Here is a 25,364-nt window from a genome sequence, read left to right as displayed (position 1 = left end):
GCCGATACAGCTTACAAACCGGGAACCCGGCCCGTCACCCCACCGTTTCCCGGCTGTCAGTACCGGATGACAGGATTCGACCCATGCGAGACGTGCTCGACGCCACCCCCTACGACGCCCTGCTCCTGCTGTCCTTCGGCGGTCCCGAAGGCCCGGACGACGTGATCCCGTTCCTGGAGAACGTCACCCGCGGCCGGGGTATCCCCAGGGAACGCCTCAAGGAAGTCGGCGAACACTACTTCCTCTTCGGCGGGGTCAGCCCCATCAACGACCAGAACCGCGCGCTCCTCGACGCCCTGCGCAAGGACTTCGCGGACCACGGTCTGGACCTGCCGATCTACTGGGGCAACCGCAACTGGGCCCCGTACCTGACCGACACCCTGCGCGAGATGACCGCCGACGGTCACCGCCGCATCCTGGTCCTGGCCACCAGCGCCTACGCGTCGTACTCGGGCTGCCGCCAGTACCGCGAGAACCTGGCCGACTCCCTGGCCGCCCTCGAAGCCGAGGGGCTCGACCTGCCCAAGGTCGACAAGCTCCGCCACTACTTCAACCACGAGGGCTTCCTGGAGCCGATGATCGAGGGCGTGGTCCGCTCGCTGGCCGACCTCCCGGACGACGTCCGCGAGGGCGCCCACATCGCGTTCTCGACCCACTCGATCCCCACGGCCTCCGCGGACACCTCCGGCCCGGTCGAGGGCCACGGCGAGGGCGGCGCGTACGTCAGGCAGCACCTGGAGGTGGCCGGGCTGATCGCCGACGCCGTCCGCGAGCGCACCGGCGTCGACCACCCCTGGCAGCTCGTCTACCAGTCGCGCTCCGGAGCCCCGCACATCCCGTGGCTGGAGCCGGACATCTGCGACCACCTGCAGACCCTGCACGAGTCGGGCGCGCCCGCCGTCGTCATCGCCCCCATCGGCTTCGTCTCGGACCACATGGAGGTCCTCTACGACCTCGACACGGAGGCGAAGGCCAAGGCCGAGGAGCTGAACCTGCCCATGCGCCGCTCGGCCACGGTGGGCGCCGACCCGCGCTTCGCGGCGGCCGTCCGCGACCTGATCCTGGAGCGCGCGGCCACGGAGCGCGGCGAACAGCCCACCCCCTGCGCGCTCGGCACCCTCGGCGCCAGTCACAACGTGTGCCCCGTCGGCTGCTGCCCCGCCCGCGCCCCCAAGCCGGCCGCCGCCGGCGTCGACAGCCCCTACGCGTGAGGAGCCAAGTGAGCGACGCCCTGCACCAGGAACTCCTCGACCTGGCCCGGGAGGCGGCCCGCCACGCGGGCGACCTCCTGCGGGACGGCCGTCCGGCCGACCTGGCGGTCGCGCGGACCAAGTCGAGCCCGATCGACGTCGTCACCGAGATGGACATCGCGGCGGAGAAGCTGATCACCGACCTGATCTCCGCCCGCCGCCCCGACGACGGCTTCTTCGGCGAGGAGGGCGCCGACACCCCGGGCACCAGCGGCGTCCGCTGGGTGATCGACCCCCTGGACGGCACGGTCAACTACCTCTACGGGCTGCCGACCTGGTCGGTGTCCATCGCGGCCGAACGGGACGGCGAGACGGTCGTCGGGGTGGTCGCGGTCCCGATGCGCGGCGAGACCTTCCACGCGGTGCGCGGCGGCGGCGCCCGGGCCACGGGCGCGTGGGAGGGCGAACGCGCCCTGTCCTGCCGCCCGGCCCCGCCCCTGGACCAGGCCCTGGTCTCCACCGGCTTCAACTACGTCTCCGAGGTCCGCACCCACCAGGCCGAGGTGGCCGCACGGCTCATCCCCCTGCTCCGCGACATCCGCCGCGGCGGCTCGGCCGCGGTCGACCTCTGCGACCTGGCGGCGGGCCGCCTGGACGGCTACTACGAGCGTGGCCTCAACGCCTGGGACTACGGCGCCGGTGACCTGATCGCCCGGGAAGCGGGCGCCCTGACCGGTGGACGCCCCGGAGAACGCCCCTCCACCGCCCTGACGGTCGCGGGCACCCCCGGCGTCTTCGAGCCCCTCCAGCGCCTCCTGGAGGACTTCGGCGCCTGGCACGACTGAGGGCGGCCGACCGCGACCGGAAGCACACGGGCACGCACACGCGAAGGGACCCCGGCGCTGGATTCGCCGGGGTCCCTTCGCTCGCTCACGGGCCGATCAGACGCTATGCGCCAACTTCCACACCGTGCTCGGCGGCGAGGCGGCGCAGGTCGTCGAGTTCGCCCTGCTCGACCTCGACGAGGAAGTCGTCGCCCTCGTCACGAGCCCGCGTCAGGTCGGACTCGGTCGCCTTTATGCGCTGCAGAAGTCCCGTGGTGAATGCGTCCATGCTGCGCCCCCTCGTCCTGGGTCGTGGGTCGGTGGCACGGGGGTGTGCCGTTCGGAAGGGGCGATCACGTCTCCATCAGGTGCCCGGCACAGCCGCGCGCCGGGCGGCGACGGTGCCGAACACCCACGCCCACTCTGCGGAAAGCGGATTGCGCCGTGCCGCATGGTGTTGCGGCACAAGCAGAGCGTGATCGCGGGGTATGAACCGTCCTCCCCCCGGTCCCTTCCACGGAAACCTCAACCGGACGAAAAACTCCCGCATTCCCGCGTCCCACACCTGTCCTTCATCTCGAGACAACCCCCGTTCCACCAGCGCTGCGCGCACCCCGTCCCGCCTTACAGCCGACTTACGGGCGAAAAAGGCAGGATGGAGGCACACACCCCGGAAGACCCCTGCCCGTTGTGCGCCGATTCGGCCCGCGCGGGTGGACACAGGAAGGAAAACGACGTGCGCGTACTCGTCGTCGAGGACGAGCAGCTGCTCGCCGATGCGGTGGCCACCGGACTGCGCCGGGAGGCCATGGCCGTCGACGTCGTGTACGACGGCGCGGCCGCCCTGGAGCGCATCGGCGTCAACGACTACGACGTGGTCGTTCTCGACCGTGACCTCCCGCTGGTGCACGGCGACGACGTCTGCCGCAAGATCGTCGAACTCGGCATGCCCACCCGCGTGCTGATGCTCACGGCGTCCGGTGACGTCAGCGACCGGGTGGAGGGTCTGGAGATCGGCGCCGACGACTACCTCCCCAAGCCCTTCGCCTTCAGCGAGCTGATCGCACGCGTGCGTGCCCTCGGCCGGCGCACCAGCGTCCCGCTGCCGCCGGTCCTGGAGCGCGCCGGCATCAAGCTCGACCCCAACCGCCGCGAGGTCTTCCGCGACGGCAAGGAGGTCCAGCTGGCGCCGAAGGAGTTCGCCGTACTGGAAGTGCTGATGCGCAGTGAGGGCGCCGTCGTCTCGGCGGAGCAGCTCCTGGAGAAGGCCTGGGACGAGAACACCGACCCGTTCACCAACGTCGTGCGCGTGACCGTGATGACCCTGCGCCGCAAGCTGGGTGAGCCCCCCGTCATCGTCACCGTGCCCGGCTCCGGCTACCGGATCTGATGCCCGATGGCTGCAACCCCCGCTCTCCCCACGGCACCCCCCAAACCCACCTGGGACCCCAGGAAGCCCGAACCGCCGTTCCCGTGGCTGCGCCCGACGATCCGCATACGGCTCACGCTGCTGTACGGCGGCATGTTCCTGATCGCCGGGATCCTCCTGCTGTCGATCATCTATCTGCTGGCGGCACAGGCCCTGCACGAGGGCAGTGGCCAGTCGTTCTCGGTGTCCGGCACCGGCCTCGACATCAACAGCTCCACCTGTCCCGCCGTGAACTCGGCGCCGCAGAGCGAGATCAACGCGATCCTCAAGCAGTGTGACGCCGTCCAGCGCCAGCACGCCCTCGACGACCTCCTCAGCCGCTCCCTGCTCGCCCTGCTCGGCCTCGCCGTGATCGCCTTCGCCTTCGGTTACGCGATGGCCGGCCGGGTCCTGTCGCCGCTCGGCCGGATCACCCGCACCGCGCGCGCGGTGGCGGGCTCGGACCTGTCCCGCCGTATCGAGCTGGACGGACCGGACGACGAGCTCAAGGAGCTGGCCGACACCTTCGACGACATGCTGGAGCGCCTCCAGCGCGCCTTCACCGCCCAGCAGCGTTTCGTCGGCAACGCCTCGCACGAGCTGCGGACACCGCTGGCGATCAACCGCACCCTGCTGGAGGTCCACCTCTCCGATCCGCAGGCGCCGGTGGAACTGCAGCAGCTCGGCAAGACACTGCTGGCCACCAACGAGCGCAGCGAGCAGCTCGTGGAGGGCCTGCTGCTGCTCGCCCGCAGCGACAACCAGATCGTCGAGCGCAAGCCCGTCGACCTCGCCGAGGTGGCCGCGCAGGCGGTCGACCAGGTGCACGCCGAGGCGGAGGCCAAGGGCGTGGTGATCCGCGGGGACCAGAAGCCGGCCGTCGTCCAGGGCAACGGCGTACTGCTGGAGCGGATCGCGCTGAACCTGGTGCAGAACGCCGTGCGGTACAACGTTCCCGAGGACGGCTGGGTGGAGGTCACCACCGAGGTCCAGCACGGCCAGGCGGTCCTGGTGGTGTCGAACACCGGCCCGGTGGTACCCGCCTACGAGATCGACAATCTCTTCGAGCCCTTCCGGCGACTGCGCACCGAGCGCACCGGCAGCGACAAGGGCGTCGGCCTCGGCCTTTCCATCGCCCGGTCGGTTGCCCGGGCGCACGGCGGGCACATCTCGGCTCGGCCTCGTGAGGGGGGTGGACTGGTGATGCGGGTCGCGCTCCCCATCTGAGATCATGTCGCCGACATACGGGACTGTTCGCTTTGCGCGGAATTTTCCGACCTGGAAATGACCGCGGAAGAGGTGGGTCCGTGTGTGATCGATCACAAGGGCGATTTTCCGGCCATCTACTCTCCGTGATCATGAAGACCGTCGTAAAGCCGGGAAAATCCGGGTTTTCGGGTGTCTTGATCACGGGAAGTACAGGTGGAGACGCCTTTGAAGTGCGGCACAAGGACCGTGTACGGTCCGGTTCGCCATCCAAGCCGATCACTCTTGAGGGGTCCGATTGGGTGTCGATTGAGTAACAGACCTTGATGTGAGGCAAAATCTCCGCCTCGAGGCGGGCACAAGTCCGGCCTCTCACGCGTTACGTGCGCTGGAGACACCCGCAGACACCCAGAGGGGGAGAGCGAAATGGCAACGGATTACGACACCCCACGCAAGACCGACGACGATGTCGACTCTGACAGCCTTGAAGAGCTCAAGGCCAGGAGGAACGACAAGTCGACCTCGGCGGTCGACGTCGACGAGTTCGAGGCAGCAGAGGGCCTCGAACTGCCCGGAGCCGACCTCTCCAACGAGGAGCTGGCCGTCCGGGTACTGCCCAAGCAGCAGGACGAGTTCACGTGCATGAGCTGCTTCCTGGTGCACCACCGCAGCCAGCTGGCCCGGGAGAAGAACGGTCAGCCGATCTGCCGCGACTGCGACTGAGGCCGGGTCGGCCGTGACTGGCTCGACCCCACCTCGGAAGCGCCGCTTCCTCCTGCCGGGAGCGGACAAGGGACCGATGGACGGTCCCCACGCGCGTGACGACGAGCGAGGCTCATCCGGTACGACACCCGGTGACACCGGGATCACCGGATCTGCCTCGCTCGCATCGGCCGACCGGGCTGACCTCCCGGAGCCGTACCAGAACGAGACCGCGCCCGTCGCACGGACGGGAGTCCCCCCGGCCCTGCGCAGCCGAGGCCGGGGGAAGGCCTCGGCCATCCGCGACAAGGCACGCGAAGGCGTGCGCAAGGGCAGCAGCCGGGCCAGAGCGGGCCTGACGTACCTCGCCGACCGCATCATCGACAACGCCCCTCGGATCCCCGTACGCGACCTCGCGACGCTCCGCAGGCAGTTCCCGGGTCTGGGACCCGAAGAGCTCGCCGACAAGCTCGTGGCGGGTGCGGTGAGCGCCACCGCGACCGTGGGAGCGGGCATCGGGGCCGCCGCCATGCTGCCGGTGCCGCCCGCCATGCCGACCGAACTGGCCGCCGAGATCACCGGCGTGGCCGCGATCGAGCTGAAGCTGATCGCCGAACTCCACGAGGTCTACGGCCTACGCCCGCCCGGCAACCTCAAGGAGCGCAGCACCGCCTACGTGAACTCGTGGTCGGGGGAGCGCGGCGTCGACGTGACGAAGCCGGCCAGCTTCGGCGGAGCGGTCAACACCCGCATGAAGCAGCAGCTGCGCCAGCAGATCATGAAGCGCGTGGTGCGCGACCTGCCCAACCTGATGCCGTTCATGGTGGGCGCCGCCGTGGGCGCGGTCATGAACCGCAGGGACACCAGAAGGGTCGCCGAGCGCATCCGCAAGGACCTGCGCAAGATGCAGGTGCCCTGGGACGCGCTGCCGCAGCAGCCGCCCCTGGAAGCGCCGAGACACCCGCTGGAGCTGGAGGACGGCTCGCTGGGCTAGCGGCCCGTCGCCTCGCTCACAGGCCCTGTGCGGCCGCTTCCCGGGCCGCCTTGATGGCCTCGGCGAGCCGCTCGGGCTCCCGCGTCGACAGATACAGGTAGGGCGTCGGGTCCTCGGGGTCCGTGACCTCCACCTTCAGCGCCCTCGGGATGTAGGCCCGCAGCAGCAGGAAGGCGCGTGTGTCGGCCTTGTAGGTGCGCCAGGCCCGCGCCTCCTCCGGCTCCAGGACCTCCGCCTCGCCCAGCGCCGTCACCGGGACCTTCGCCTCGCCCGCGATCAGCGAGCCGCCCACCACACGGATGCGGACCGACCCGTACGAGCTCGCCACGACGGCCGCGGCCGCCGTACCGCCGACCAGGCCGCCGAGCAGGGGCAGTGTGCCGAAGGGCAGCAGGATCAGGGCGAAGGAGACACCGATCAGGAACGAGACGACCCACCAGGAGCGGGGGGCGGTGAGGCGTTCCTCGTAAGGGGCGGTGGAGAGCTGCATGGAGCCAAGCTTGGCACGGTGTCCGGATATCGCCGACGCGCGGGTAAGGTCTGCGGCTGTGAGTGGTACTTCCGCAGCTCTCAAGCCCCCGGCCGACGCGGTGAATCCCGTACGGCACCCCGATGCTCCCGCGCCCGGTGAGCTCCTCGGCGCGCACTACGGACAGTGTTTCGGGTGCGGCGGCGAGCAGCCCCACGGGTTGCACCTGGAGGCCCGGGCCGGCGAAGGCGTCACGATCACCGCCGAGTTCACCGTGCAGGCCGCCCACCAGGGCGCCCCGGGCCTCGCGCACGGCGGGGTGCTCGCGACCGCGCTGGACGAGACCCTCGGCTCCCTGAACTGGCTGCTGCGGACGATCGCCGTGACGGGCCGGCTGGAGACGGACTTCGTGCGGCCGGTGCCGGTCGGCACCACCCTGCATCTGACGGCCGAGGTGACGGCGGTGGCGGGCCGCAAGATCTACTCCACGGCCGTCGGGCGGCTGGACGGTCCCGACGGGCCGGTCGCGGTCCGCGCGGACGCCCTCTTCATCGAGGTCAAGGTCGATCACTTCATCGACAACGGCCGTCCGGAGGAGATCCGGGCCGCCATGAGCGACCCCGACCAGCAAAGGCGCGCCCGCGCCTTCGAGGTGAACCCGTGAGCCGTGACCCCCTGAACGTGCTGATCCGGCGCGTCGACGCGGACGTACCGCTTCCGTCGTACGCGCACCCCGGCGACGCGGGAGCCGATCTGCGCACCACCGAGGCGTGCGAGCTGGCGCCCGGCGAGCGGACCGTGCTGCCCACCGGGGTGTCGATCGCCCTCCCCGAGGGGTACGCGGCCTTCGTGCACCCCCGTTCCGGTCTCGCCGCCCGCTGCGGTGTCGCTCTCGTGAATGCCCCGGGGACGGTTGATGCCGGGTACCGTGGGGAGATCAAGGTGATCGTGGTGAATCTCGACCCACGCGAGAGCGTGCGGTTCGAGCGCTTCGACCGGATCGCCCAACTGGTCGTCCAGCAGGTCGAGAAGGTCCGCTTCCAGGAGGTGGCGGAACTGCCCGACTCGGTGCGGGCCGAAGGGGGCTTCGGGTCCACCGGAGGACATGCGGTGGTGACCGGTACGAACAGCACAAGCGGTCAGGCCGCCGTGGGCGGCACTACGGGTGGGAATCGATACGCTTCGGTCGTATCCGACCGGGAAGGACAGTGACGTGTTCGGACGTCGCAAGAAGAAGGGTGCCGCCGACGACGCGGCCGGCGAGGCCGAGCAGGTCGTCGACAGTGTCGACACTGAGGCGGACGACGTAGCGGAAGAGGCCGAGCGCGAGCGCGTACGGCTCGAGCCGGAGCCGCGGCCCGACGGGCCCTGGGACAGCACCGAGGTGCGCGACCCCGCTGAGGGCCGCGTGGACCTGGGCGGACTCTTCGTCCCCGGGGTCGACGGCATGGAACTGCGGGTCGAGGTCGCCGGTGACGCGATCGTCGCGGCGACCGTGGTGCTGCGCGACAGCGCCATCCAGCTGCAGGCCTTCGCGGCGCCCAAGCGCGAGGGCATCTGGGGCGAGGTGCGCGAGGAGATCGGCGCCGGCATCACTCAGCAGGGTGGCATCGTCGACGAGGTCGAGGGCCCCCTCGGGTGGGAACTGCGCGCCCAGGTGCCGGTGCAGCTGCCGGACGGCACGGGCGGCTTCCAGGTCGTCAGGTTCGTCGGTGTGGACGGTCCCCGCTGGTTCCTGCGGGGCGTGATCTCGGGCCAGGGCGCGGTGCAGCCGCAGGCGGCCGGGCTGCTCGAGCAGATCTTCCGGGACACGGTCGTCGTCCGCGGCGAGGGGCCGATGGCGCCGCGCGACCCGATCGTCCTGAAGCTGCCGAACGACGCGCAGATGGTCCCCGAGGGCGTCCAGCAGGAGGAGTCCTCGCGCTTCTCCGGCGGCATGGGCCAGCTGCAGCGCGGTCCGGAGATCACCGAGGTCCGCTGATCGGGAGCAGTACGTGGAGCCGCACCCTTCGGGGTGCGGCTCTTTCATGTGCGTGACCCCTTGACGGCGCATTGGTCTGTACCTACCGTCTCGAGCCAACGCGTCTGTTCATAAAGGCGCTTCACGTTCACATACGAGAACGGAAGGCCCCCCACGTATGCGTAGATCCGCTCTCCTCGCATCCGTCTCCGCCCTTGTCGTGGGCATGATCGCCTGGCCGGCCGCGCGCCACGCCGACGCCGCCCCCGCCGCCTTCGTCCACCCCGGCGTCACCGTCTCCGCCGCCCAGCTGGACTTCGCCCGAAGCAAGGTCGACTCCGGCGCCCAGCCCTGGAAGGGCGCCTTCGACCAGATGATGGCGAGCAAGTACGCCGACCTGAACCGCACCCCGAAACCGCGGGCCACGGTCGAGTGCGGCTCCTACTCCAACCCCGACTACGGCTGCACGGACGAGCGCCAGGACGCCATCGCGGCCTACACCGACGCCCTCGCCTGGTACATCACCCGCGACGACCGCTACGCCAAGAAGTCGATCCAGCTGATGGACGCCTGGTCCGCCGTGATCAAGGAGCACACCAACAGCAACGCGCCCCTGCAGACCGGCTGGGCCGGCTCCTCCTGGCCCAAGGCCGCCGAGATCATCAAGTACACCTACACCGGGGGCTGGGCGAACTCCGGCCGCTTCGCGACCATGCTCCGCGACGTCTACCTCCCCGAGGTGATCAACGGCTCCAACTCCAACGGCAACTGGGAGCTGTCGATGATGGAGGCCGCCGTCGGCATCTCCGTCTTCCTGGAGGACAAGACCTCCTACGACAAGGCCATGGCGAAGTTCCGCACCCGCACCGCCGCCTACGTCTACCTCTCCTCCGACGGCGACCTGCCCAAGACCGTCCCCAGCCAGAACCTCGACACCAAGGCGAAGATCGTCAACTACTGGCAGGGGCAGCCCACCTTCGTCACCGGCCTCACCCAGGAGACCTGCCGCGACTTCACCCACACCGGGTACGGCATCTCCGCGATCTCGCACATCGCCGAGACCAGCCGCATCCAGGGCCAGGACCTGTACGGCACCGACGTCGGCGAACGGCTGCGCCAGGCCCTCGGCTTCCAGTCCAAGTACCAGCTTGGCGCCGCCGTCCCGAGCTGGCTGTGCGGCGGATCGCTCGACCTCGGCCTCGGTCCCGTCACCGAGGTCGGCTACAACGCCCTGCACAACCGGCTGGGCATCGCCATGAACAACACCCAGACGCTGACCCAGCAGCAGCGCCCGGCCGGCAGCAACAACCTCTTCGTCGCCTGGGAGACCCTCACCCACGGCGACAACCCCGCCTGAACCCGTTGATCGGCCGGGCGCCGGCGGCAATACTGGCGCCCGGTCCGACGGGGGAGAAGACATGGACAGCCAGGTGGTCACCGAGACCATGGTGCGCGTCGAGAACGTCCACAAGACCTACGGGCGCGGAGCCGCCGCCGTGCACGCGCTGCGCGGCGTCTCCCTCGACATCCCGCGCGGCGAACTCGTCGCCCTCAAGGGCCGCTCGGGCTCGGGCAAGACCACGCTCCTCAACATCGTCGGCGGACTCGACGCACCCGACGCGGGCAGGATCGTCGTCGACGGCCTCGACCTGGCGGAACTCAGCGAGGACGGCCTGCTGGCCCTGCGCCGGGACCGCATCGGCTTCGTCTTCCAGTCCTTCGGGCTCATCCCCATCCTCACCGCCGCCGAGAACGTCGGCGTCCCGATGCGGCTGCGCCGGACCGAGGTGCGCGAGCGCGAGGAACGCGTCGAACTGCTGCTCGCCCTGGTGGGCCTCGCCGACCACGCCGGGCAGCGGCCCGGCGAGCTCTCCGGCGGCCAGCAGCAGCGGGTCGCCATCGCCCGCGCCCTCGCCAACAGCCCCGCGCTGCTCATCGCCGACGAGCCCACCGGCCAGCTCGACGCCGAGACCGGGCACGCCGTCATGGAGCTGCTGCGCGCCGTCGTCCACAGCGAGACCGTCACCGCGCTGGTCGCCACGCACGACGCCACCCTGCTCGACCTCGCCGACCGGGTGCTGGAGCTGAGCGACGGCGAGATCGTCGAGCACTGAGGCGCCGCGCGTCAGAGTTGCGTCAAAGACGGCCTCCTGGCCGGTCACGGGACGATATGCCGCGATTGATGGCCGTAAGGTCGACGCTGCGTGGGCGACAGTGACCGGAAGACAATGAGGCCATGGGACGCGGCAAGCTTCGGATCTACCTCGGTGCGGCACCGGGCGTGGGCAAGACCTACGCCATGCTCTCCGAGGCCCACCGGCGCGTCGAACGCGGCACCGACTGCGTGGTCGCCTTCGTGGAGCACCACGGGCGGCCGCGCACCGAGGTGATGCTGCACGGCCTGGAGCAGGTGGAGCGCCGCGAGCTGGAGCACCGCGGGGCCGTCTTCACCGAGATGGACGTCGACGCCGTGCTGCGCCGCGCACCCGCCGTCGCCCTCGTGGACGAACTCGCCCACACCAACATCCCCGGTTCCCGCAACCCCAAGCGCTGGCAGGACGTGGAGGAACTCCTCGCGGCCGGCATCGACGTCGTCTCGACCGTCAACATCCAGCACCTGGAGTCACTCGGCGACGTCGTCGAGTCCATCACCGGGGTGCGGCAGCGGGAGACCGTGCCGGACGAGGTGGTGCGCAGGGCCGACCAGATCGAGCTGGTCGACATGTCCCCCGAGGCCCTGCGCCGCCGTATGGCGCACGGCAACATCTACACCCCGGACAAGGTCGACGCGGCCCTGTCCAACTACTTCCGGCCCGGCAACCTCACCGCCCTGCGCGAGCTGGCGCTGCTCTGGGTGGCCGACCGGGTCGACGAGTACCTCCAGCGGTACCGCAGCGAGCACCGGGTGTCCAAGATCTGGGGTTCGCGGGAGCGGATCGTGGTCGGGCTGACCGGCGGCCCGGAGGGACGCACGCTGATCCGCAGGGCCGCACGGCTGGCCGAGAAGGGCGCCGGCGGCGAGGTACTGGCGGTCTACATAGCCAGCAGCGACGGCCTGACCTCCGCCTCGCCCGACGAACTGGCCGTGCAGCGCACCCTCGTCGAGGACCTGGGCGGCACCTTCCACCACGTCGTCGGCGACGACATACCGGCCGCCCTGCTCGCCTTCGCCCGCGGGGTCAACGCCACCCAGATCGTGCTCGGCGTCTCGCGTCGCAAGAGCTGGCAGTACGTCTTCGGGCCCGGCGTCGGCGCCACCGTGGCCCGGGACTCCGGTACCGACATCGACGTCCACCTCATCACGCACGACGAGGCCGGCAAGGGCCGCGGGCTGCCCGTGGCGCGCGGCGCGCGGCTGGGGCGGTCCCGGATCATCGGGGGCTGGGCGGTCGGCGTGGCCGGGCCCGCGATCATGGCCGTGCTGCTCAACACCGTCCACCTCGGCCTCGCCAACGACATGCTGCTGTTCCTGTCGGTGACGGTCGCGGCGGCGCTGCTCGGCGGCCTGCTGCCCGCTCTCGCCTCCGCGGCGCTGGGCTCGCTGCTGCTGAACTACTTCTACACACCGCCCCTGCACCGCTGGACCATCGCCGACCCGAAGAACATCGTCGCCATCGTCATCTTCGTGGCCGTCGGGGCCTCCGTCGCCTCGGTCGTCGACCTCGCCGCCCGCCGCACCCATCAGGCGGCCCGGCTGCGCGCCGAGTCGGAGATCCTGTCCTTCCTCGCGGGCAACGTGCTGCGCGGCGAGACCGGCCTGGAGGAGCTGCTGGAGCGGGTCCGCGAGACCTTCGGGATGGAGTCCGCCGCCCTGCTGGAGCGGTCCGGCGACCACGAACCCTGGACCTGCGCGGGCCGGGCCGGCATCGGACCGCCGGTCGGACGGCCGGAGGAGGCCGACGTGGACGTGGCGGTCGGCGACCACATGGCCCTCGCGCTGACCGGCCGGGTGCTGCCCGCCGAGGACCGCCGGGTGCTGGCCGCGTTCGCCGCGCAGGCCGCCGTCGTACTGGACCGCAGACGCCTGATGGAGGAGGCCGACCGGGCCCGCGCGCTGGACGAGGGCAACCGGATCCGCACCGCCCTCCTCGCCGCCGTCAGCCACGACCTGCGCACCCCGCTCGCCGGAATCAAGGCCGCCGTGTCGTCCCTGCGCTCGGACGACGTGGCCTGGTCCGAGGAAGACCGGGCGGAGCTGCTGGAGGGCATCGAGGAGGGCGCCGACCGCCTCGACCACCTCGTCGGCAACCTCCTCGACATGTCCCGCCTGCAGACCGGCACGGTCACCCCGCTGATCCGCGAGGTCGACCTCGACGAGGTGGTGCCGATGGCGCTGGTCGGAGTGGACGAGGACGGCGTCCGGCTGGACATCCCGGAGACCCTGCCCATGGTCGCCGTCGACGCAGGCCTCCTCGAACGGTCGATGGCCAACCTGGTCGAGAACGCCGTCAAGTACAGCCCGCCGGGCAAGCCGGTGCTGGTCGCCGCGAGCGCCCTCGCCGACCGGGTCGAGGTCCGGGTCGTCGACCGCGGCCCCGGCGTCCCCGACGAGGCCAAGGAGCGCATCTTCGCGCCCTTCCAACGCTACGGCGACGCCCCGCGCGGCGCCGGCGTGGGCCTCGGCCTCGCGGTCGCCCGCGGTTTCGCCGAGGCCATGGGCGGCACCCTCGAGGCCGAGGACACCCCCGGCGGCGGGCTCACCATGGTCCTCACCCTGCGTGCGCAGGCACCGCACGCCCCGCAGCCCCTACCGTCGCCGCAGGAACAGCCGGAAAGGCAGGCCACATGACCCGGGTGCTCGTGATCGAAGACGAGCCGCAGATCGTGCGCGCCCTCGTGATCAACCTCAAGGCGCGCAAGTACGAGGTCGACGCGGCGCACGACGGCACCACCGCCCTCCAGCTGGCCGCCGCCCGCCACCCCGACGTGGTCGTCCTGGACCTCGGCCTGCCCGACATGGACGGCGTCGACGTCATCCGCGGCCTGCGCGGCTGGACCCGGGTGCCGATCCTGGTGCTCTCCGCCCGGCACACCTCCGACGAGAAGGTGGAGGCCCTCGACGCGGGCGCCGACGACTACGTCACCAAGCCCTTCGGCATGGACGAGCTCCTCGCCCGCCTGCGCGCCGCCGTCCGCCGCGCCGAGCCCGTCGGGGCCGGCGAGGACGAGGTCACGACCGTGGAGACCGAGGCGTTCACCGTCGACCTGGCCGCGAAGAAGGTCAACCGCGGGGGCAAGGACGTCCGGCTGACGCCCACGGAATGGCATCTGCTGGAGGTGCTCGTCCGCAATACGGGACGGCTGGTCGGCCAGCGGCAGCTGTTGCAGGAGGTGTGGGGGCCGTCGTACGGGACGGAGACCAACTACCTGCGGGTGTACATGGCGCAGCTGCGCCGGAAGCTCGAGTCCGATCCGTCACATCCCCGGCATTTCATCACCGAACCGGGCATGGGCTACCGGTTCGAGAAGTAGCGGCCGCGGGCCCGGGGGCGGCGGGCACCGGCCCGGTTCGCGGCGGTGCCCCGCGGGTACGAAGGTGTCAGTGCACCCCGGTACGCTTCAGATATGAGTGCTGTTCCTCGTTCCGAAAAGCCGGTGGGCCGGTTCCGGCGCATGCTCGACCGGCTCTCCTCCTCGCAGGAGGACCTGGAGTCCGAGGAGCTGCGGGAGGATGCCGAGACAGCGGGATGCACGCGGATCGGTGACTGCCACGACCGACAGATCGTCACGGTTACTGGTACCTTGCGCACGGTCACCCTGCGGCCGCGCGCGGGCGTCCCGGCCCTGGAGGCTGAGCTCTTCGACGGCTCCGCCGCGCTGGACGTGGTGTGGCTCGGGCGGCGTTCCATCGTCGGGATAGAGCCCGGGCGCAGACTGATCGCATCCGGCCGGATCTCGATGAGCCGGGGCCGCCGGGTGCTGTTCAATCCGAAATACGAACTGAGACCCCTCGGACGGGAGTAGCCGGTGACGTCGCTCGACAAGCCGACCGAAGACACTCAAGCCGACGACGCGCGGGCGGTCACCGAGGCCGCCCTGTTCGAGGCGTTCGGCGGAGTGCGGGGCATGGTCGAGACGGTGCTGCCCGGCCTGCTCTTCGTCACCATCTTCACGATCAACAAGGACCTGCACTGGTCGGCCATCGCCGCCCTCGCCGTGTCCCTGCTGCTCGTGGTGGTCCGGCTGGTCATGCGGGACACCGTCAAGCACGCGTTCAGCGGCGTCTTCGGCGTCGCGTTCGGTGTCGTGTTCGCGATGATGACCGGCAACGCCAAGGACTTCTACCTCCCCGGCATGCTCTACACGCTGGGCCTGGCGCTGGCGTACATCGTCACGACCCTGTGCGGTGTCCCCCTGATCGGTCTGATCCTCGGCCCGGTCTTCAAGGAGAACCTCTCCTGGCGCACCCGCAACCCCGGCCGCAAGAAGGCGTACGCGAAGGCCAGTTGGGCCTGGGGCCTGATCCTGCTGGCCAAGTGCGCGATCCTCTTCCCGCTGTACTGGTGGGCCAACACCGCGCAACTGGGCTGGGTGCTCGTCGCGTTGAAGATTCCGCCGTTCCTGCTGGCGGTCTGGCTGACGTGGGTCTTCCTGGCGAAGGCGCCCGCGCCCATTGACGTGTTCGCGGAGATGGAAGCGGAGGAGGCGGCCGAGAAGGAGCGGGGCGCTGCGGCGGAGGCTGAGGCGGCGGGTGGGCGGCACCGTCGGGAGGTCTGAGCTCGGCGTCGGAGTGGGCGTCGCTGGGGGCTGCCGCCCCCAGGCCCCCGCTTCGGCCCTTCGGGCCTCGTCCTCAAACGCCGGACGGGCTGAAAATGAGCCGCGTGTGAAAGGGCGCTCCTGGGATCAGGGGCGCCCTTTCCGTCGTATCGTGCGCGGCCGCTAGCCCGCCGTGTCCTCCCGGCGTACCGACAGCAGGTCCTCCAGTTGTTCCTCGCGGGCCTGGGCGGCGACGAACAGCAGCTCGTCGCCCGGTTCCAGGGAGTCGTCGCGGGAGGGGGTGAGGACCCGGGTGCCTCGGATGATCGTGACCAGGGAGGTGTCCTCCGGCCACTCCACGTCGCCCACCTGGGTGCCGGCCAGGGCCGACTCCTCCGGGAGGGTCAGTTCGACGAGGTTGGCGTCGCCGTGGCTGAAGCGCAGGAGGCGGACCAGGTCGCCGACGCTCACCGCCTCCTCGACCAGGGCCGACATCAGGCGGGGGGTGGAGACGGCGACGTCCACGCCCCAGGACTCGTTGAAGAGCCACTCGTTCTTGGGGTTGTTCACCCGGGCCACGACGCGCGGGACGCCGTACTCCGTCTTCGCCAGCAGGGAGACGACCAGGTTGACCTTGTCGTCGCCCGTCGCCGCGATGACGACGTTGCAGCGCTGGAGCGCCGCCTCGTCCAGGGACGTGATCTCGCAGGCGTCGGCGAGCAGCCACTCCGCCTGGGGGACACGCTCGACCGAGATGGCGGTCGGCGCCTTGTCGACGAGCAGGACCTCGTGACCGTTCTCCAGCAGCTCGCCCGCGATCGAGCGACCCACCGCGCCGGCACCGGCAATGGCGACCCTCATCAGTGACCGCCCTCCTCTTCGGGACCCTTGGCGAAGGACGCCTCGACCTTGTCGACCTCGTCGGTGCGCATCATCACGTGCACCAGGTCGCCCTCCTGCAGCACCGTCTGCGAGGTGGGCAGGATCGCCTCGCCGAGGCGGGTCAGGAACGCCACGCGGATGCCCGTCTCCTCCTGCAGCTTGCTGATCTTGTGACCGACCCAGGCGGCGGAGGCGTGCACCTCGGCGAGCTGCACTCCGCCGGTGGGGTCGCGCCACAGCGGCTCGGCGCCCGAGGGGAGCAGCCGGCGCAGCATCTGGTCGGCCGTCCAGCGGACGGTGGCCACGGTCGGGATGCCCAGGCGCTGGTAGACCTCCGCACGGCGGGGGTCGTAGATCCGGGCCGCGACGTTCTCCACGCCGAACATCTCGCGGGCGACGCGCGCCGCGATGATGTTGGAGTTGTCGCCGCTGGAGACGGCGGCGAAGGCGCCGGCCTCCTCGATGCCGGCCTCGCGCAGGGTGTCCTGGTCGAAGCCGACGCCGGTGACCCGGCGGCCGCCGAAGCCCGGGCCGAGGCGGCGGAAGGCGGTGGGGTCCTGGTCGATCACGGCGACCGTGTGCCCCTGTTGCTCCAATGTCTGGGCCAAAGCGGAACCCACTCTTCCGCAGCCCATGATGACGATGTGCACGACCGTCCTTCCGAATGTCCAAAAACTACTGCTCGGCATCAGGGTCTCAGACCGACGCCCAAGCTACACACGCGCGGTACGACGCCGGGAGCCCCGTGCACGGTTGCTGTCATGTCCGTGATCTCAGCGACGACTGATGCTGCGGACGCTCGCAAGTGTCAGGAATCCGAGGCCCACGAGGGTCGCGACGGCGCCGATCAGTTCTGCGGGGGCGTGCATGGAACCTCCAGAGGTCGGCGACGGCCGGGAAAGTGGGCGGTGTTTGTCATATAGGCACGCGCACCCGCTGAGCTGCGGAATCCGCAGCCGGAGACGTCTCCGATTTCACCCGGTGGGCAGATCGGGGGTGGCGGGTGGTTGCGCACCCGTTCGAACGCCTACGATGCTCAGTTGTGTCCAAACTGACCGACGTGCCCAAACGGATCTTGATCGGGCGCGCACTGCGCAGTGACCGGCTGGGTGAAACGCTCCTGCCGAAGCGCATCGCCCTCCCCGTCTTCGCCTCCGACCCGCTGTCCTCCGTGGCCTACGCCCCCGGAGAGGTGCTGCTGGTCCTGTCCATCGCGGGCGTGTCGGCGTACCACTTCAGCCCCTGGATCGCGCTCGCGGTCGTCGTGCTGATGTTCACCGTGGTCGCCTCCTACCGGCAGAACGTGCACGCGTACCCCAGCGGCGGTGGCGACTACGAGGTGGCGACCACCAACCTCGGCGCCAAGGCCGGGCTGACCGTCGCCAGCGCCCTGCTCGTCGACTACGTCCTCACCGTGGCCGTTTCGATCGCCTCCGGCATCGAGAACCTGGGCTCGGCGGTGCCGTTCGTGGTCCAGCACAAGGTGCTGTGCGCGGTCGCGGTGATCGTGCTGCTCACCCTGATGAACCTGCGCGGCGTGAAGGAGTCCGGCAAGCTCTTCGCGATCCCGACGTACGTGTTCGTCGGCGGCGTCTTCGTGATGATCGCGTGGGGCGCCTTCCGCGGGCTGGTGCTGAACGACGCCATGCACGCGCCGACCGCCCAGTACACGATCAAGGCCGAGCACCAGGGGCTGGCCGGCTTCGCCCTGGTCTTCCTGATGCTGCGCGCCTTCTCCTCCGGCTGTGCCGCGCTCACCGGTGTCGAGGCGATCTCCAACGGCGTGCCGGCCTTCCGCAAGCCGAAGTCGAAGAACGCGGCGACCACGCTCGCCGCGATGGGCCTGCTGGCCGTCACGATGTTCTGCGGCATCATCGCCCTCGCCCTGACCACCAAGGTCCGCATGGCCGAGAACCCGGCCACCGACCTGCTCCACAACGGTGTCGCGGTCGGCGCCGGCTACGTACAGAACCCGGTGATCACCCAGGTCGCCGAGGCCGTCTTCGGCAAGGGCAGCTTCTTCTTCGTGGTGCTCGCGGCGGCCACCGCGCTGGTGCTGTTCCTGGCGGCCAACACGGCCTACAACGGCTTCCCGGTGCTCGGCTCGATCCTCGCCCAGGACCGCTACCTGCCCCGACAGCTGCACACCCGCGGCGACCGCCTCGCCTTCTCCAACGGCATCGTGCTGCTGGCCGGCGCGGCGACCTTCCTGGTCGTGATCTACGGCGCCGACTCCACCCGGCTCATCCAGCTGTACATCGTCGGCGTGTTCGTGTCCTTCACGCTCAGCCAGACCGGCATGGTCCGCCACTGGAACCGCCACCTCGCCGTCGAGAAGGACCAGGCCAAGCGCCGTCACATGATGCGCTCCCGCGCCATCAACACCTTCGGCGCCTTCTTCACCGGCCTGGTGCTGGTCGTCGTCCTCGTCACCAAGTTCACCCACGGCGCCTGGGTCGCGCTGCTGGGCATGTGCATCTTCTACGCGACGATGACGGCCATCCGTAAGCACTACGACGGCGTGGCCGCGGAGCTCGCCGCCCCCGAGGGCCCGAGCGACGACAGCCTGCGCCCCTCCCGCGTCCACTCGGTCGTACTGATCTCCAAGATCCACCGCCCCGCGCTGCGCGCCCTCGCCTACGCCAAGCTGATGCGCTCCGACACCCTGGAGGCGCTCACCGTCAACGTCGACCCGGCGGAGACGAAGCTGCTGAAGGAGGAGTGGGAGCGGCGTGGCATCGAGGTACCGCTGAAGGTCCTGGACTCGCCGTACCGCGAGATCACGCGGCCGATCATCGAGTACGTCAAGGGCCTGCGCAGGGAGTCGCCGCGCGACGCGGTCTCGGTGATCATCCCCGAGTACGTGGTCGGCCACTGGTACGAGCACCTGCTGCACAACCAGAGCGCCCTCCGCCTCAAGGGCCGGCTGCTGTTCACGCCGGGCATCATGGTCACCTCGGTGCCCTACCAGCTGCAGTCCTCCGAGGCGGCGAAGAAGCGGGCCCGCAGGCGCCAGGAGTGGAACGCTCCCGGTTCGGTACGGCGCGGTCCCGCCGAGCAGGGCCGGCCGAAGGAGCACTCCGGCACCTCCGGCACCTCGGGCGGCAAGGGCTGACCCCCTCGCCGGTCAACGGCCGGGCGACACCCACGTAGACTGGTGGGCTGTTGTCCGGCCGTCGTTCTCTCTCAATTCTGGAGTCACCCCACCATGCAGGCACAAGAGAAGAAGTCGCTGGTGGGGGAGGAGTACGAGGTCGAGATCGGCCCCGTCGCCCACGGTGGGCACTGCGTCGCGCGCACCGAGGACGGCCAAGTGCTGTTCGTCCGGCACACGCTGCCCGGTGAGCGGGTCGTGGCCCGGGTGACCGAGGGCGAGGAGGGCGCGCGCTTCCTGCGCGCGGACGCGGTCGAGGTGCTGGAGGCGTCCAAGGACCGCATCGAGGCGCCCTGCCCCTACGCCGGTCCCGGCCGCTGCGGCGGCTGCGACTGGCAGCACGCCAAGCCCGGGGCCCAGCGCCGGCTCAAGGGCGAGGTCATCGCCGAACAGCTGCGGCGGCTCGCGGGGCTGACGCCCGAGGAGGCCGGCTGGGACGGCACGGTGATGCCGGCCGAGGGCGACAAGCTGCCGGCCGGCGAGGTGCCGCAGTGGCGCACCCGGGTCCAGTACGCGGTGGACGCCTCCTCCGGACGGGCCGGTCTGCGCCGCCACCGCTCGCACGAGGTCGAGCCGATCGACCACTGCATGATCGCGGCGCCGGGCGTGAGCGAACTGGGCATCGAGGACCGTGACTGGTCCGGGATGGCCTCCGTCGACGCGATCGCCGCCACCGGCTCCCAGGACCGCATGGTGATCCTGGAGCCCCGGCCGGGCGCCCGGCTGCCCCTCGTCGAGCTGAACAAGCCCGTCTCCGTGATGCGCGTCGAGGAGAAGGACGGCGGCATCCACCGCGTCCACGGCCGCGCCTTCGTCCGTGAGCGGGCCGACGGCCGGACCCACCGCGTGGGCAGCGGCGGCTTCTGGCAGGTCCACCCGATGGCCGCCGACACCCTCGTCAAGGCCGTCATGCAGGGCCTGTTGCCGCGCAAGGGCGACATGGCGCTGGACCTGTACTGCGGTGTGGGCCTCTTCGCCGGCGCCCTCGCCGACCGCCTCGGCGACAAGGGCGCGGTCCTCGGCATCGAGTCCGGCAAGCGAGCCGTCGAGGACGCCCGGCACAACCTCGCCGACTTCGACCGGGTCCGCATCGAGCAGGGCAAGGTGGAGACCGTACTGCCCCGCACCGGCATCACCGAGGTCGACCTGATCGTCCTGGACCCGCCGAGGGCGGGCGCCGGCCGCGCCACGGTGCAACACCTGGCCTCACTGGGCGCCCGCAGGATCGCCTACGTCGCCTGCGACCCGGCGGCACTGGCCCGCGACCTGGGCTACTTCCGTGACGGCGGCTACCGGGTGCGGACGCTGCGGGCGTTCGACCTGTTCCCGATGACGCATCACGTGGAGTGCGTGGCGATTCTGGAGCCGGCCGCGAAGGGCGCCTGAACTGCGGTTTTGTGCGTGCGCATTATGGGCGGTGTGGGCGAGGCGTTACGCGCGATATCTCGACGCCGAACTTCTCGAAGCCCTGCCGCCAAGTGGCGTACCGGCGAGCCGGCCGGATGAGGCTTTCAGTGTCCGCGGGGGCGGCGGGAGATCGTCTGAGGGAGCTTTCCCGTCTTCCAGTGGCCGTCGAGGATCTTGAGCAGGCGCTCGGGGGCACGGAAGACCTCGGCGATCCGATCGCCGTACTGCTCAAGGAGCGGGTCACTTTCGACCATCTTGCGGCCGGCACCCGTGAACGACGACGAGTAGGCATGGCAGTTGCCGCACCACAGGTAGTTGATCCACGAAGGCTCGCTCCGGCCGTACTTCGTGTGGTGGTAGATACGCATGGTCGTGCGGCCACAGATCGGGCAGGTTCGTTCGGTCACGGGCAAGTGCAGCTGAGCGCCGAGGGCCTCGAGGTGGTGCTGGTCGTAGGGCCGGGTCATGGAGTGGGATCCTCTCCGAGGGGCAGGGATGGTGGGCACGGCCGAGGCCGGCTGAGACGGGACTCGGTCTCGTCGCAGCCGGCCCGGTGGCGCTTCAGCTCAACGGGCCGAGGCCTTCGAGCTGTTCGGAGGGAGGCGTCACCCGCCGCTCCCGGAAATCCTTCGCCACATCATCACCCGACCAACGCCTCTCCGGGCGACGTACAGGACACCGGCTTCCCGGCGCTGTAGGCCGGATGACCGAGTACCCGGGCGCCGCGGCCGACGGCGGCCCGGCGCAGTTCACCGCTCCGGTGAGCATCGGCACGTCCACCACCGCGGGCGACCCGGGCCCGCGTTCCTGGTAAGCCCCCTCAGGTGCGGGTCCAGCGTTGGTTGTTGGCGTTCGAGCAGGAGTAGAGCTGGATCAGGGTGCCGTTGGCGGTGCCGCCTCCGACGGCGTCGAGGCAGAGTCCGGACTGGACGCCGACGATGGTCCCGTCGGAGTTGAGGCGCCATTTCTGGTTGTCGCCGCCCCAGCAGCTGTAGATCTGCACCTTGGAGCCGTTGCCTGTGCCGGCGGCGTCGAGGCATTTGTTGCCGTAGACCTTGAGTTCGCCGGCGTCGGTGTACGTCCACTGCTGGTTGGTACCGCTGTGGCAGTCCCACAGCTGGAGCTGGGTGCCGTCGGTGGTGCCGGCGTTGGGCACGTCAAGGCAACGGCCCGAGCCGACGCCCTTGATCTGTCCGCCGTCCGCAGGGGGCGGCGTCGTGGAGCCGCCGCCGTTGAGCGCGTTGAGGACGGCAGTGTAGGCGGGCTTCTTGCTGCCGTCGCCGTTGAACAGCAGCGGGGTGTCACCGGATCGCCAGGAGTCGGTGTCGCGTACGCCCCAGACGGTGATGCCGAGGCAGCGCGAGACGGCCAGGCAGTCGTTGGTCACGCTGGCGTAGGTCGAGGACGAGGCGCCCTGGATGTCGAGCTCGGTGATGGCCACGTCGACGCCGAGGGCGGCGAAGTTCTGCAGGGTCGTACGGAAGTTGCTGTTGTACGGGCTGCCGCTGTTGAAGTGCGACTGGAAGCCGACGCAGTCGATCGGCACGCCGCGCTGCTTGAAGTCCCGGACCATGTTGTACACGCCCTGGGTCTTGGCCCAGGTCCAGTTCTCGATGTTGTAGTCGTTGTAGCAGAGCTTGGCCGCCGGGTCGGCGGCGCGGGCGGTGCGGAAGGCGACCTCGATCCAGTCGTTGCCGGTGCGCTGCAGGTTGGAGTCCCGCCGGCCGCCCGAACTGCCGTCGGCGAACGCCTCGTTCACGACGTCCCACTGGGCGATCTTGCCCTTGTAGTGGGCCATCACGCCGTTGATGTGGTCGATCATCGCCTGGCGCAGCTGGCTGCCGCTGAGGCTCTGCATCCAGCCGGGTTGCTGGGAGTGCCAGGCCAGGGTGTGGCCGCGCACCTGCTTGCCGTTCTGCACCGCCCAGTTGTAGACACGGTCGCCGGCGCTGAAGTTGAACTGGCCCCGCTGCGGTTCGGTGGCGTCGATCTTCATCTCGTTCTCGGGCGTCACCATGTTGAACTCGCGGTTCGCGATCGTCGTGTACGCCGAGTCACTCAGCCTGCCCGACGCGATGGCGGTGCCGAAGTAGCGGCCGCTCTGTGCCGCCGCGGCGCCGAGCGTGTTCTCGGCGGCGTGCGCGGGCGACGGCGCGACCAGTGCGGTGACCACACCGAGGACGCCGACGACCAGTGCCGGCAGCAGGCCGCGGGCCTTCCGGTGGACAACGGATCTGGGAAGGGCATACGAGCCCATGACTGTTCCTCCGGGGTAGAAATCACGGATGGACTGAAGCGCGGGGGAGCACAGGGAGAGCGCAGGGGACCGCGTTCGTCCGCCCATGAGGTGCGAACCTCACCGGAACTGAGCGGATGGGGATGGGGTGGCGCAGCTCGGAGTCCTGAACCGGAGTCTCGAACCAGAGCCGGTTTCCCAGACAGGGATGATTGGCGGGTTGACCGAGGATCGTCAATACTCTTCACAGAAGAAATTTCCGATTGCCTTACGAAACATTCGGGATTCCGGTGTTCATCCGGTCGGCGCGACACTCTTTGCGATCACGCGAAGAGCGGGGTGGAGATTTCCCGTGGCATCGGGGAAATTTCGACGCGCCGTCGGCGGCGGAGGCGGGGTTCGCCGAGTGCTCGGATCGTCCGCTCAGCGCTCCGTTCCTGGGTCAAGTTGCGTACAAGCCAGCCTTTTGGTGGGGCGGCGTGCGCTGTCCTGCCTGTAGCGGACCGAAAGGTTTCGAGGTTTGCGGCGATACATGCGAGAGGTATTGACGCCGTTCACTGGCTCCCTATCATTCGGGTTGCTCGACTCTTCGACACTCGTTCGACCCAGCGAACACATCGAGCCGCTCATTCGCATATGTCATGACCCTGCCAAGCTGAGGAAGTGTCCATGCGCAGAGGAAGTTTCAGTCGCAGGCACCACTCTGTGGTGCTGGCCGTCGTTGCCGCCCTGGCCGCGTTGGCGGCGATGCTCGTCGCCGCCCCGGCTCAGGCGGCTTCCAGCGGCGCCCTGCGCGGTGTCGGTTCCGGCCGGTGTCTGGATGTGCCGGGCGCCGGCCAGACCGACGGCACGAATCTGCAGCTCTACGACTGCTGGGGCGGCACCAACCAGCAGTGGACGTCGACCGACAGCAACCAGCTCACCGTGTACGGCAACAAGTGCCTGGACGTTCCGGGTCATGCCACCACGGCCGGCACCCGCGTGCAGATCTGGACCTGTTCCGGCGGGGCGAACCAGCAGTGGCGGGTGAACTCCGACGGCACGATCGTCGGCGTGGAGTCCGGGCTGTGCCTGGAGGCCGCGGGTTCCGGTACGGCCAACGGCACAGCGGTGCAGATCTGGACGTGCAACGGCGGCAGCAACCAGAAGTGGACCGGCCTGTCCGGGACCCCGACCCCGCCGGACGGCACGTGTTCTCTTCCGTCGAGGTATCAGTGGACGTCGACGGGTGCGTTGGCGCAGCCGGCGAACGGGTGGGTCTCGCTGAAGGACTTCACCGACGTGGTGTACAACGGCAAGCACTTGGTCTACGCGTCGAACGTGTCGGGATCGTCGTACGGCTCGATGGCGTTCGCCCCCTTCACCAACTGGTCCGACATGGCGTCGGCCCGCCAGACCGGGATGAGCCAGTCCGCGGTGGCGCCCACGCTGTTCTACTTCGCGCCCAAGAACATCTGGGTCCTGGCGTACCAGTGGGGCGCGTGGCCCTTCATCTACCGCACGTCGAGCGACCCCACGAATCCCAACGGCTGGTCCGCGCCGCAGCCGTTGTTCACCGGGAGCATCTCGGGCTCCGGTACCGGTCCGATCGACCAGACCCTGATCGGTGACGGCCAGAACATGTACCTGTTCTTCGCCGGTGACAACGGCAAGATCTACCGGGCGAGCATGCCGATCGGGAACTTCCCGGGCAACTTCGGCTCGTCGTACACGACCGTCATGAGTGACTCGACGGCCAACCTCTTCGAGGCGGTGCAGGTGTACAAGGTCCAGGGTCAGAACCAGTACCTCATGATCGTCGAGGCGATGGGGGCGAACGGGCGCTACTTCCGCTCCTTCACGGCCTCCAGCCTGAGCGGCTCGTGGACCCCGCAGGCCGCCACCGAGAGCAACCCCTTCGCGGGCAAGGCCAACAGCGGCGCCGGCTGGACCAATGACATCAGCCACGGCGACCTGGTCCGCAACAACCCCGACCAGACGATGACCATCGATCCCTGCAACCTGCAGTTCCTCTACCAGGGCAAGTCCCCCTCCGCGAGCGGTCCTTACGACCAACTGCCCTGGCGGCCGGGTGTCCTCACCCTGCAGCGCTGAACCGGGCTGTGTACCCGCAGGCGGCCGGCCTCACCCGAGTGAGGCCGGCCGCCGCCTTTCGTCATGGCTGACAACGAGCCACTGGACGACGAGCGCAACCACATGGGTCGGTGACCATTCGTTGAACGATCACCGCTCTCTG

At 69.8% G+C, this 25,364-nt stretch carries 24 protein-coding genes; 18 read left to right on the top strand and 6 right to left on the bottom strand.

The genetic code is table 11. The annotated features are described in order from the left end of the window. Nucleotides 1-83: 83 nt before the first annotated feature. Nucleotides 84-1,211 (top strand): ferrochelatase, encoded by a 1,128-nt coding sequence (locus ACIGDI_RS29540; RefSeq protein WP_399902812.1) that lies wholly within the window; start codon nt 84-86, stop codon nt 1,209-1,211. An 8-nt stretch (nt 1,212-1,219) separates the two neighbouring features. Further along, nucleotides 1,220-2,035, top strand: a complete 816-nt coding sequence (locus ACIGDI_RS29535) for an inositol monophosphatase family protein (RefSeq protein ID WP_399902809.1) — start codon at nt 1,220-1,222, stop codon at nt 2,033-2,035. Nucleotides 2,036-2,138: 103 nt separating this feature from the next. Here ACIGDI_RS29535 and ACIGDI_RS29530 read toward each other — a convergent pair whose 3' ends face one another. Continuing rightward, nucleotides 2,139-2,303 (bottom strand): hypothetical protein, encoded by a 165-nt coding sequence (locus ACIGDI_RS29530; protein ID WP_174267099.1) that lies wholly within the window; start codon nt 2,301-2,303, stop codon nt 2,139-2,141. A gap of 447 nt (nt 2,304-2,750) precedes the next feature. Here ACIGDI_RS29530 and ACIGDI_RS29525 point away from each other — a divergent pair, with 447 nt between their 5' ends. From ACIGDI_RS29525 to ACIGDI_RS29510, 4 genes are all read left to right on the top strand, one after another. After that, on the top strand, nt 2,751-3,404 hold the full coding sequence (locus tag ACIGDI_RS29525) for a response regulator transcription factor (RefSeq protein WP_003993508.1): 654 nt from the start codon (nt 2,751-2,753) through the stop codon (nt 3,402-3,404). Nucleotides 3,405-3,410: 6 nt separating this feature from the next. Next, nucleotides 3,411-4,649, top strand: coding sequence for a HAMP domain-containing sensor histidine kinase (locus tag ACIGDI_RS29520; RefSeq protein WP_200699737.1), 1,239 nt, complete (start codon nt 3,411-3,413; stop codon nt 4,647-4,649). A gap of 405 nt (nt 4,650-5,054) precedes the next feature. Next, nucleotides 5,055-5,351 carry a DUF4193 domain-containing protein gene (locus ACIGDI_RS29515; protein ID WP_005481602.1) on the top strand — a complete coding sequence of 99 codons (297 nt, stop codon included), beginning with the start codon at nt 5,055-5,057 and terminating at the stop codon, nt 5,349-5,351. 13 nt (nt 5,352-5,364) lie between these two features. Then, complete coding sequence (locus tag ACIGDI_RS29510; protein WP_399902805.1) at nt 5,365-6,324, top strand: hypothetical protein; 960 nt, start codon at nt 5,365-5,367, stop codon at nt 6,322-6,324. A 16-nt stretch (nt 6,325-6,340) separates the two neighbouring features. Here the strand turns inward: ACIGDI_RS29510 and ACIGDI_RS29505 are convergent, their stop codons facing one another. Then, nucleotides 6,341-6,814 (bottom strand): DUF3093 domain-containing protein, encoded by a 474-nt coding sequence (locus tag ACIGDI_RS29505; RefSeq protein WP_058922501.1) that lies wholly within the window; start codon nt 6,812-6,814, stop codon nt 6,341-6,343. A gap of 58 nt (nt 6,815-6,872) precedes the next feature. On the opposite strand from ACIGDI_RS29505, the gene ACIGDI_RS29500 reads away from it, so the two are divergent. From ACIGDI_RS29500 to ACIGDI_RS29460, 9 genes are all read left to right on the top strand, one after another. After that, nucleotides 6,873-7,457 (top strand): PaaI family thioesterase, encoded by a 585-nt coding sequence (locus tag ACIGDI_RS29500; protein WP_399902803.1) that lies wholly within the window; start codon nt 6,873-6,875, stop codon nt 7,455-7,457. Then, nucleotides 7,454-8,005 carry a dUTP diphosphatase gene (gene dut / locus ACIGDI_RS29495; protein ID WP_399902800.1) on the top strand — a complete coding sequence of 184 codons (552 nt, stop codon included), beginning with the start codon at nt 7,454-7,456 and terminating at the stop codon, nt 8,003-8,005. Before ACIGDI_RS29500 ends, dut begins: the two co-directional genes overlap by 4 nt. Nucleotide 8,006: 1 nt before the next feature. Then, entirely contained in the window at nt 8,007-8,774 is a 768-nt protein-coding gene (locus tag ACIGDI_RS29490) for a DUF3710 domain-containing protein (RefSeq protein WP_200699741.1), read from the top strand. Nucleotides 8,775-8,931: 157 nt separating this feature from the next. Then, nucleotides 8,932-10,110, top strand: coding sequence for an alginate lyase family protein (locus ACIGDI_RS29485; protein WP_399902797.1), 1,179 nt, complete (start codon nt 8,932-8,934; stop codon nt 10,108-10,110). 61 nt (nt 10,111-10,171) lie between these two features. Beyond that, complete coding sequence (locus ACIGDI_RS29480) at nt 10,172-10,867, top strand: ABC transporter ATP-binding protein (RefSeq protein WP_399902795.1); 696 nt, start codon at nt 10,172-10,174, stop codon at nt 10,865-10,867. A gap of 122 nt (nt 10,868-10,989) precedes the next feature. Continuing rightward, nucleotides 10,990-13,542: an ATP-binding protein gene (locus tag ACIGDI_RS29475; protein WP_399902792.1), complete on the top strand. Its 2,553-nt coding sequence runs from the start codon at nt 10,990-10,992 to the stop codon at nt 13,540-13,542. Beyond that, on the top strand, nt 13,539-14,225 hold the full coding sequence (locus ACIGDI_RS29470) for a response regulator (protein ID WP_399902789.1): 687 nt from the start codon (nt 13,539-13,541) through the stop codon (nt 14,223-14,225). The genes ACIGDI_RS29475 and ACIGDI_RS29470 overlap by 4 nt, the downstream gene beginning before the upstream one ends. A gap of 93 nt (nt 14,226-14,318) precedes the next feature. Continuing rightward, the gene (locus tag ACIGDI_RS29465) at nt 14,319-14,717 is read left to right on the top strand and encodes an OB-fold nucleic acid binding domain-containing protein (RefSeq protein ID WP_142143182.1); all 399 of its coding nucleotides are present in this window, start codon (nt 14,319-14,321) and stop codon (nt 14,715-14,717) included. Nucleotides 14,718-14,720: 3 nt separating this feature from the next. Further along, nucleotides 14,721-15,470, top strand: a complete 750-nt coding sequence (locus ACIGDI_RS29460; protein WP_399902787.1) for a DUF3159 domain-containing protein — start codon at nt 14,721-14,723, stop codon at nt 15,468-15,470. Between the two features lie 162 nt (nt 15,471-15,632). Here the strand turns inward: ACIGDI_RS29460 and ACIGDI_RS29455 are convergent, their stop codons facing one another. Together ACIGDI_RS29455 and ACIGDI_RS29450 are read right to left on the bottom strand one after the other, a co-directional pair. Next, on the bottom strand, nt 15,633-16,310 hold the full coding sequence (locus ACIGDI_RS29455) for a TrkA family potassium uptake protein (protein WP_200699747.1): 678 nt from the start codon (nt 16,308-16,310) through the stop codon (nt 15,633-15,635). Continuing rightward, nucleotides 16,310-16,981 carry a TrkA family potassium uptake protein gene (locus tag ACIGDI_RS29450; RefSeq protein WP_142143186.1) on the bottom strand — a complete coding sequence of 224 codons (672 nt, stop codon included), beginning with the start codon at nt 16,979-16,981 and terminating at the stop codon, nt 16,310-16,312. Before ACIGDI_RS29450 ends, ACIGDI_RS29455 begins: the two co-directional genes overlap by 1 nt. 392 nt (nt 16,982-17,373) lie before the next feature. Between ACIGDI_RS29450 and ACIGDI_RS29445 the strand changes: the two genes are divergently transcribed. Beyond that, nucleotides 17,374-19,446 carry an APC family permease gene (locus ACIGDI_RS29445; protein ID WP_399902784.1) on the top strand — a complete coding sequence of 691 codons (2,073 nt, stop codon included), beginning with the start codon at nt 17,374-17,376 and terminating at the stop codon, nt 19,444-19,446. 93 nt (nt 19,447-19,539) lie between these two features. Continuing rightward, nucleotides 19,540-20,871, top strand: coding sequence for a class I SAM-dependent RNA methyltransferase (locus ACIGDI_RS29440; RefSeq protein WP_399902780.1), 1,332 nt, complete (start codon nt 19,540-19,542; stop codon nt 20,869-20,871). A gap of 125 nt (nt 20,872-20,996) precedes the next feature. On the opposite strand, the gene ACIGDI_RS29435 is transcribed toward ACIGDI_RS29440, so the two are convergent. Next, nucleotides 20,997-21,359, bottom strand: coding sequence for a hypothetical protein (locus tag ACIGDI_RS29435; protein ID WP_399902777.1), 363 nt, complete (start codon nt 21,357-21,359; stop codon nt 20,997-20,999). A 353-nt stretch (nt 21,360-21,712) separates the two neighbouring features. Then, nucleotides 21,713-23,149 (bottom strand): endo-1,4-beta-xylanase, encoded by a 1,437-nt coding sequence (locus tag ACIGDI_RS29430; protein WP_399902774.1) that lies wholly within the window; start codon nt 23,147-23,149, stop codon nt 21,713-21,715. A gap of 648 nt (nt 23,150-23,797) precedes the next feature. Here ACIGDI_RS29430 and ACIGDI_RS29425 point away from each other — a divergent pair. After that, nucleotides 23,798-25,222: a non-reducing end alpha-L-arabinofuranosidase family hydrolase gene (locus tag ACIGDI_RS29425; protein ID WP_399902771.1), complete on the top strand. Its 1,425-nt coding sequence runs from the start codon at nt 23,798-23,800 to the stop codon at nt 25,220-25,222. The last annotated feature ends 142 nt before the right edge of the window (nt 25,223-25,364 follow it).

The organism is Streptomyces sp. NPDC085900, assembly GCF_044540925.1.
Taxonomy (GTDB): Bacteria; Actinomycetota; Actinomycetes; order Streptomycetales; family Streptomycetaceae; genus Streptomyces; species Streptomyces gilvifuscus.
This window is presented reverse-complemented; position numbering and strand designations above follow the sequence as displayed.

Excerpts from the sequence above, each read along its gene's own strand:
- ACIGDI_RS29515 (WP_005481602.1), top strand. The coding sequence starts at position 5,055 with ATGGCAACGGATTACGACACCCCACGCAAGACCGACGACGATGTCGAC.
- ACIGDI_RS29540 (WP_399902812.1), top strand. The coding sequence starts at position 84 with ATGCGAGACGTGCTCGACGCCACCCCCTACGACGCCCTGCTCCTGCTG.
- ACIGDI_RS29480 (WP_399902795.1), top strand. The coding sequence starts at position 10,172 with ATGGACAGCCAGGTGGTCACCGAGACCATGGTGCGCGTCGAGAACGTC.
- ACIGDI_RS29470 (WP_399902789.1), top strand. The coding sequence starts at position 13,539 with ATGACCCGGGTGCTCGTGATCGAAGACGAGCCGCAGATCGTGCGCGCC.
- ACIGDI_RS29505 (WP_058922501.1), bottom strand. The coding sequence starts at position 6,814 with ATGCAGCTCTCCACCGCCCCTTACGAGGAACGCCTCACCGCCCCCCGC.
- ACIGDI_RS29465 (WP_142143182.1), top strand. The coding sequence starts at position 14,319 with ATGAGTGCTGTTCCTCGTTCCGAAAAGCCGGTGGGCCGGTTCCGGCGC.
- ACIGDI_RS29440 (WP_399902780.1), top strand. The coding sequence starts at position 19,540 with ATGCAGGCACAAGAGAAGAAGTCGCTGGTGGGGGAGGAGTACGAGGTC.
- ACIGDI_RS29430 (WP_399902774.1), bottom strand. The coding sequence starts at position 23,149 with ATGGGCTCGTATGCCCTTCCCAGATCCGTTGTCCACCGGAAGGCCCGC.
- ACIGDI_RS29435 (WP_399902777.1), bottom strand. The coding sequence starts at position 21,359 with ATGACCCGGCCCTACGACCAGCACCACCTCGAGGCCCTCGGCGCTCAG.
- ACIGDI_RS29425 (WP_399902771.1), top strand. The coding sequence starts at position 23,798 with ATGCGCAGAGGAAGTTTCAGTCGCAGGCACCACTCTGTGGTGCTGGCC.
- ACIGDI_RS29455 (WP_200699747.1), bottom strand. The coding sequence starts at position 16,310 with ATGAGGGTCGCCATTGCCGGTGCCGGCGCGGTGGGTCGCTCGATCGCG.
- ACIGDI_RS29520 (WP_200699737.1), top strand. The coding sequence starts at position 3,411 with ATGGCTGCAACCCCCGCTCTCCCCACGGCACCCCCCAAACCCACCTGG.
- ACIGDI_RS29485 (WP_399902797.1), top strand. The coding sequence starts at position 8,932 with ATGCGTAGATCCGCTCTCCTCGCATCCGTCTCCGCCCTTGTCGTGGGC.
- ACIGDI_RS29475 (WP_399902792.1), top strand. The coding sequence starts at position 10,990 with ATGGGACGCGGCAAGCTTCGGATCTACCTCGGTGCGGCACCGGGCGTG.
- ACIGDI_RS29530 (WP_174267099.1), bottom strand. The coding sequence starts at position 2,303 with ATGGACGCATTCACCACGGGACTTCTGCAGCGCATAAAGGCGACCGAG.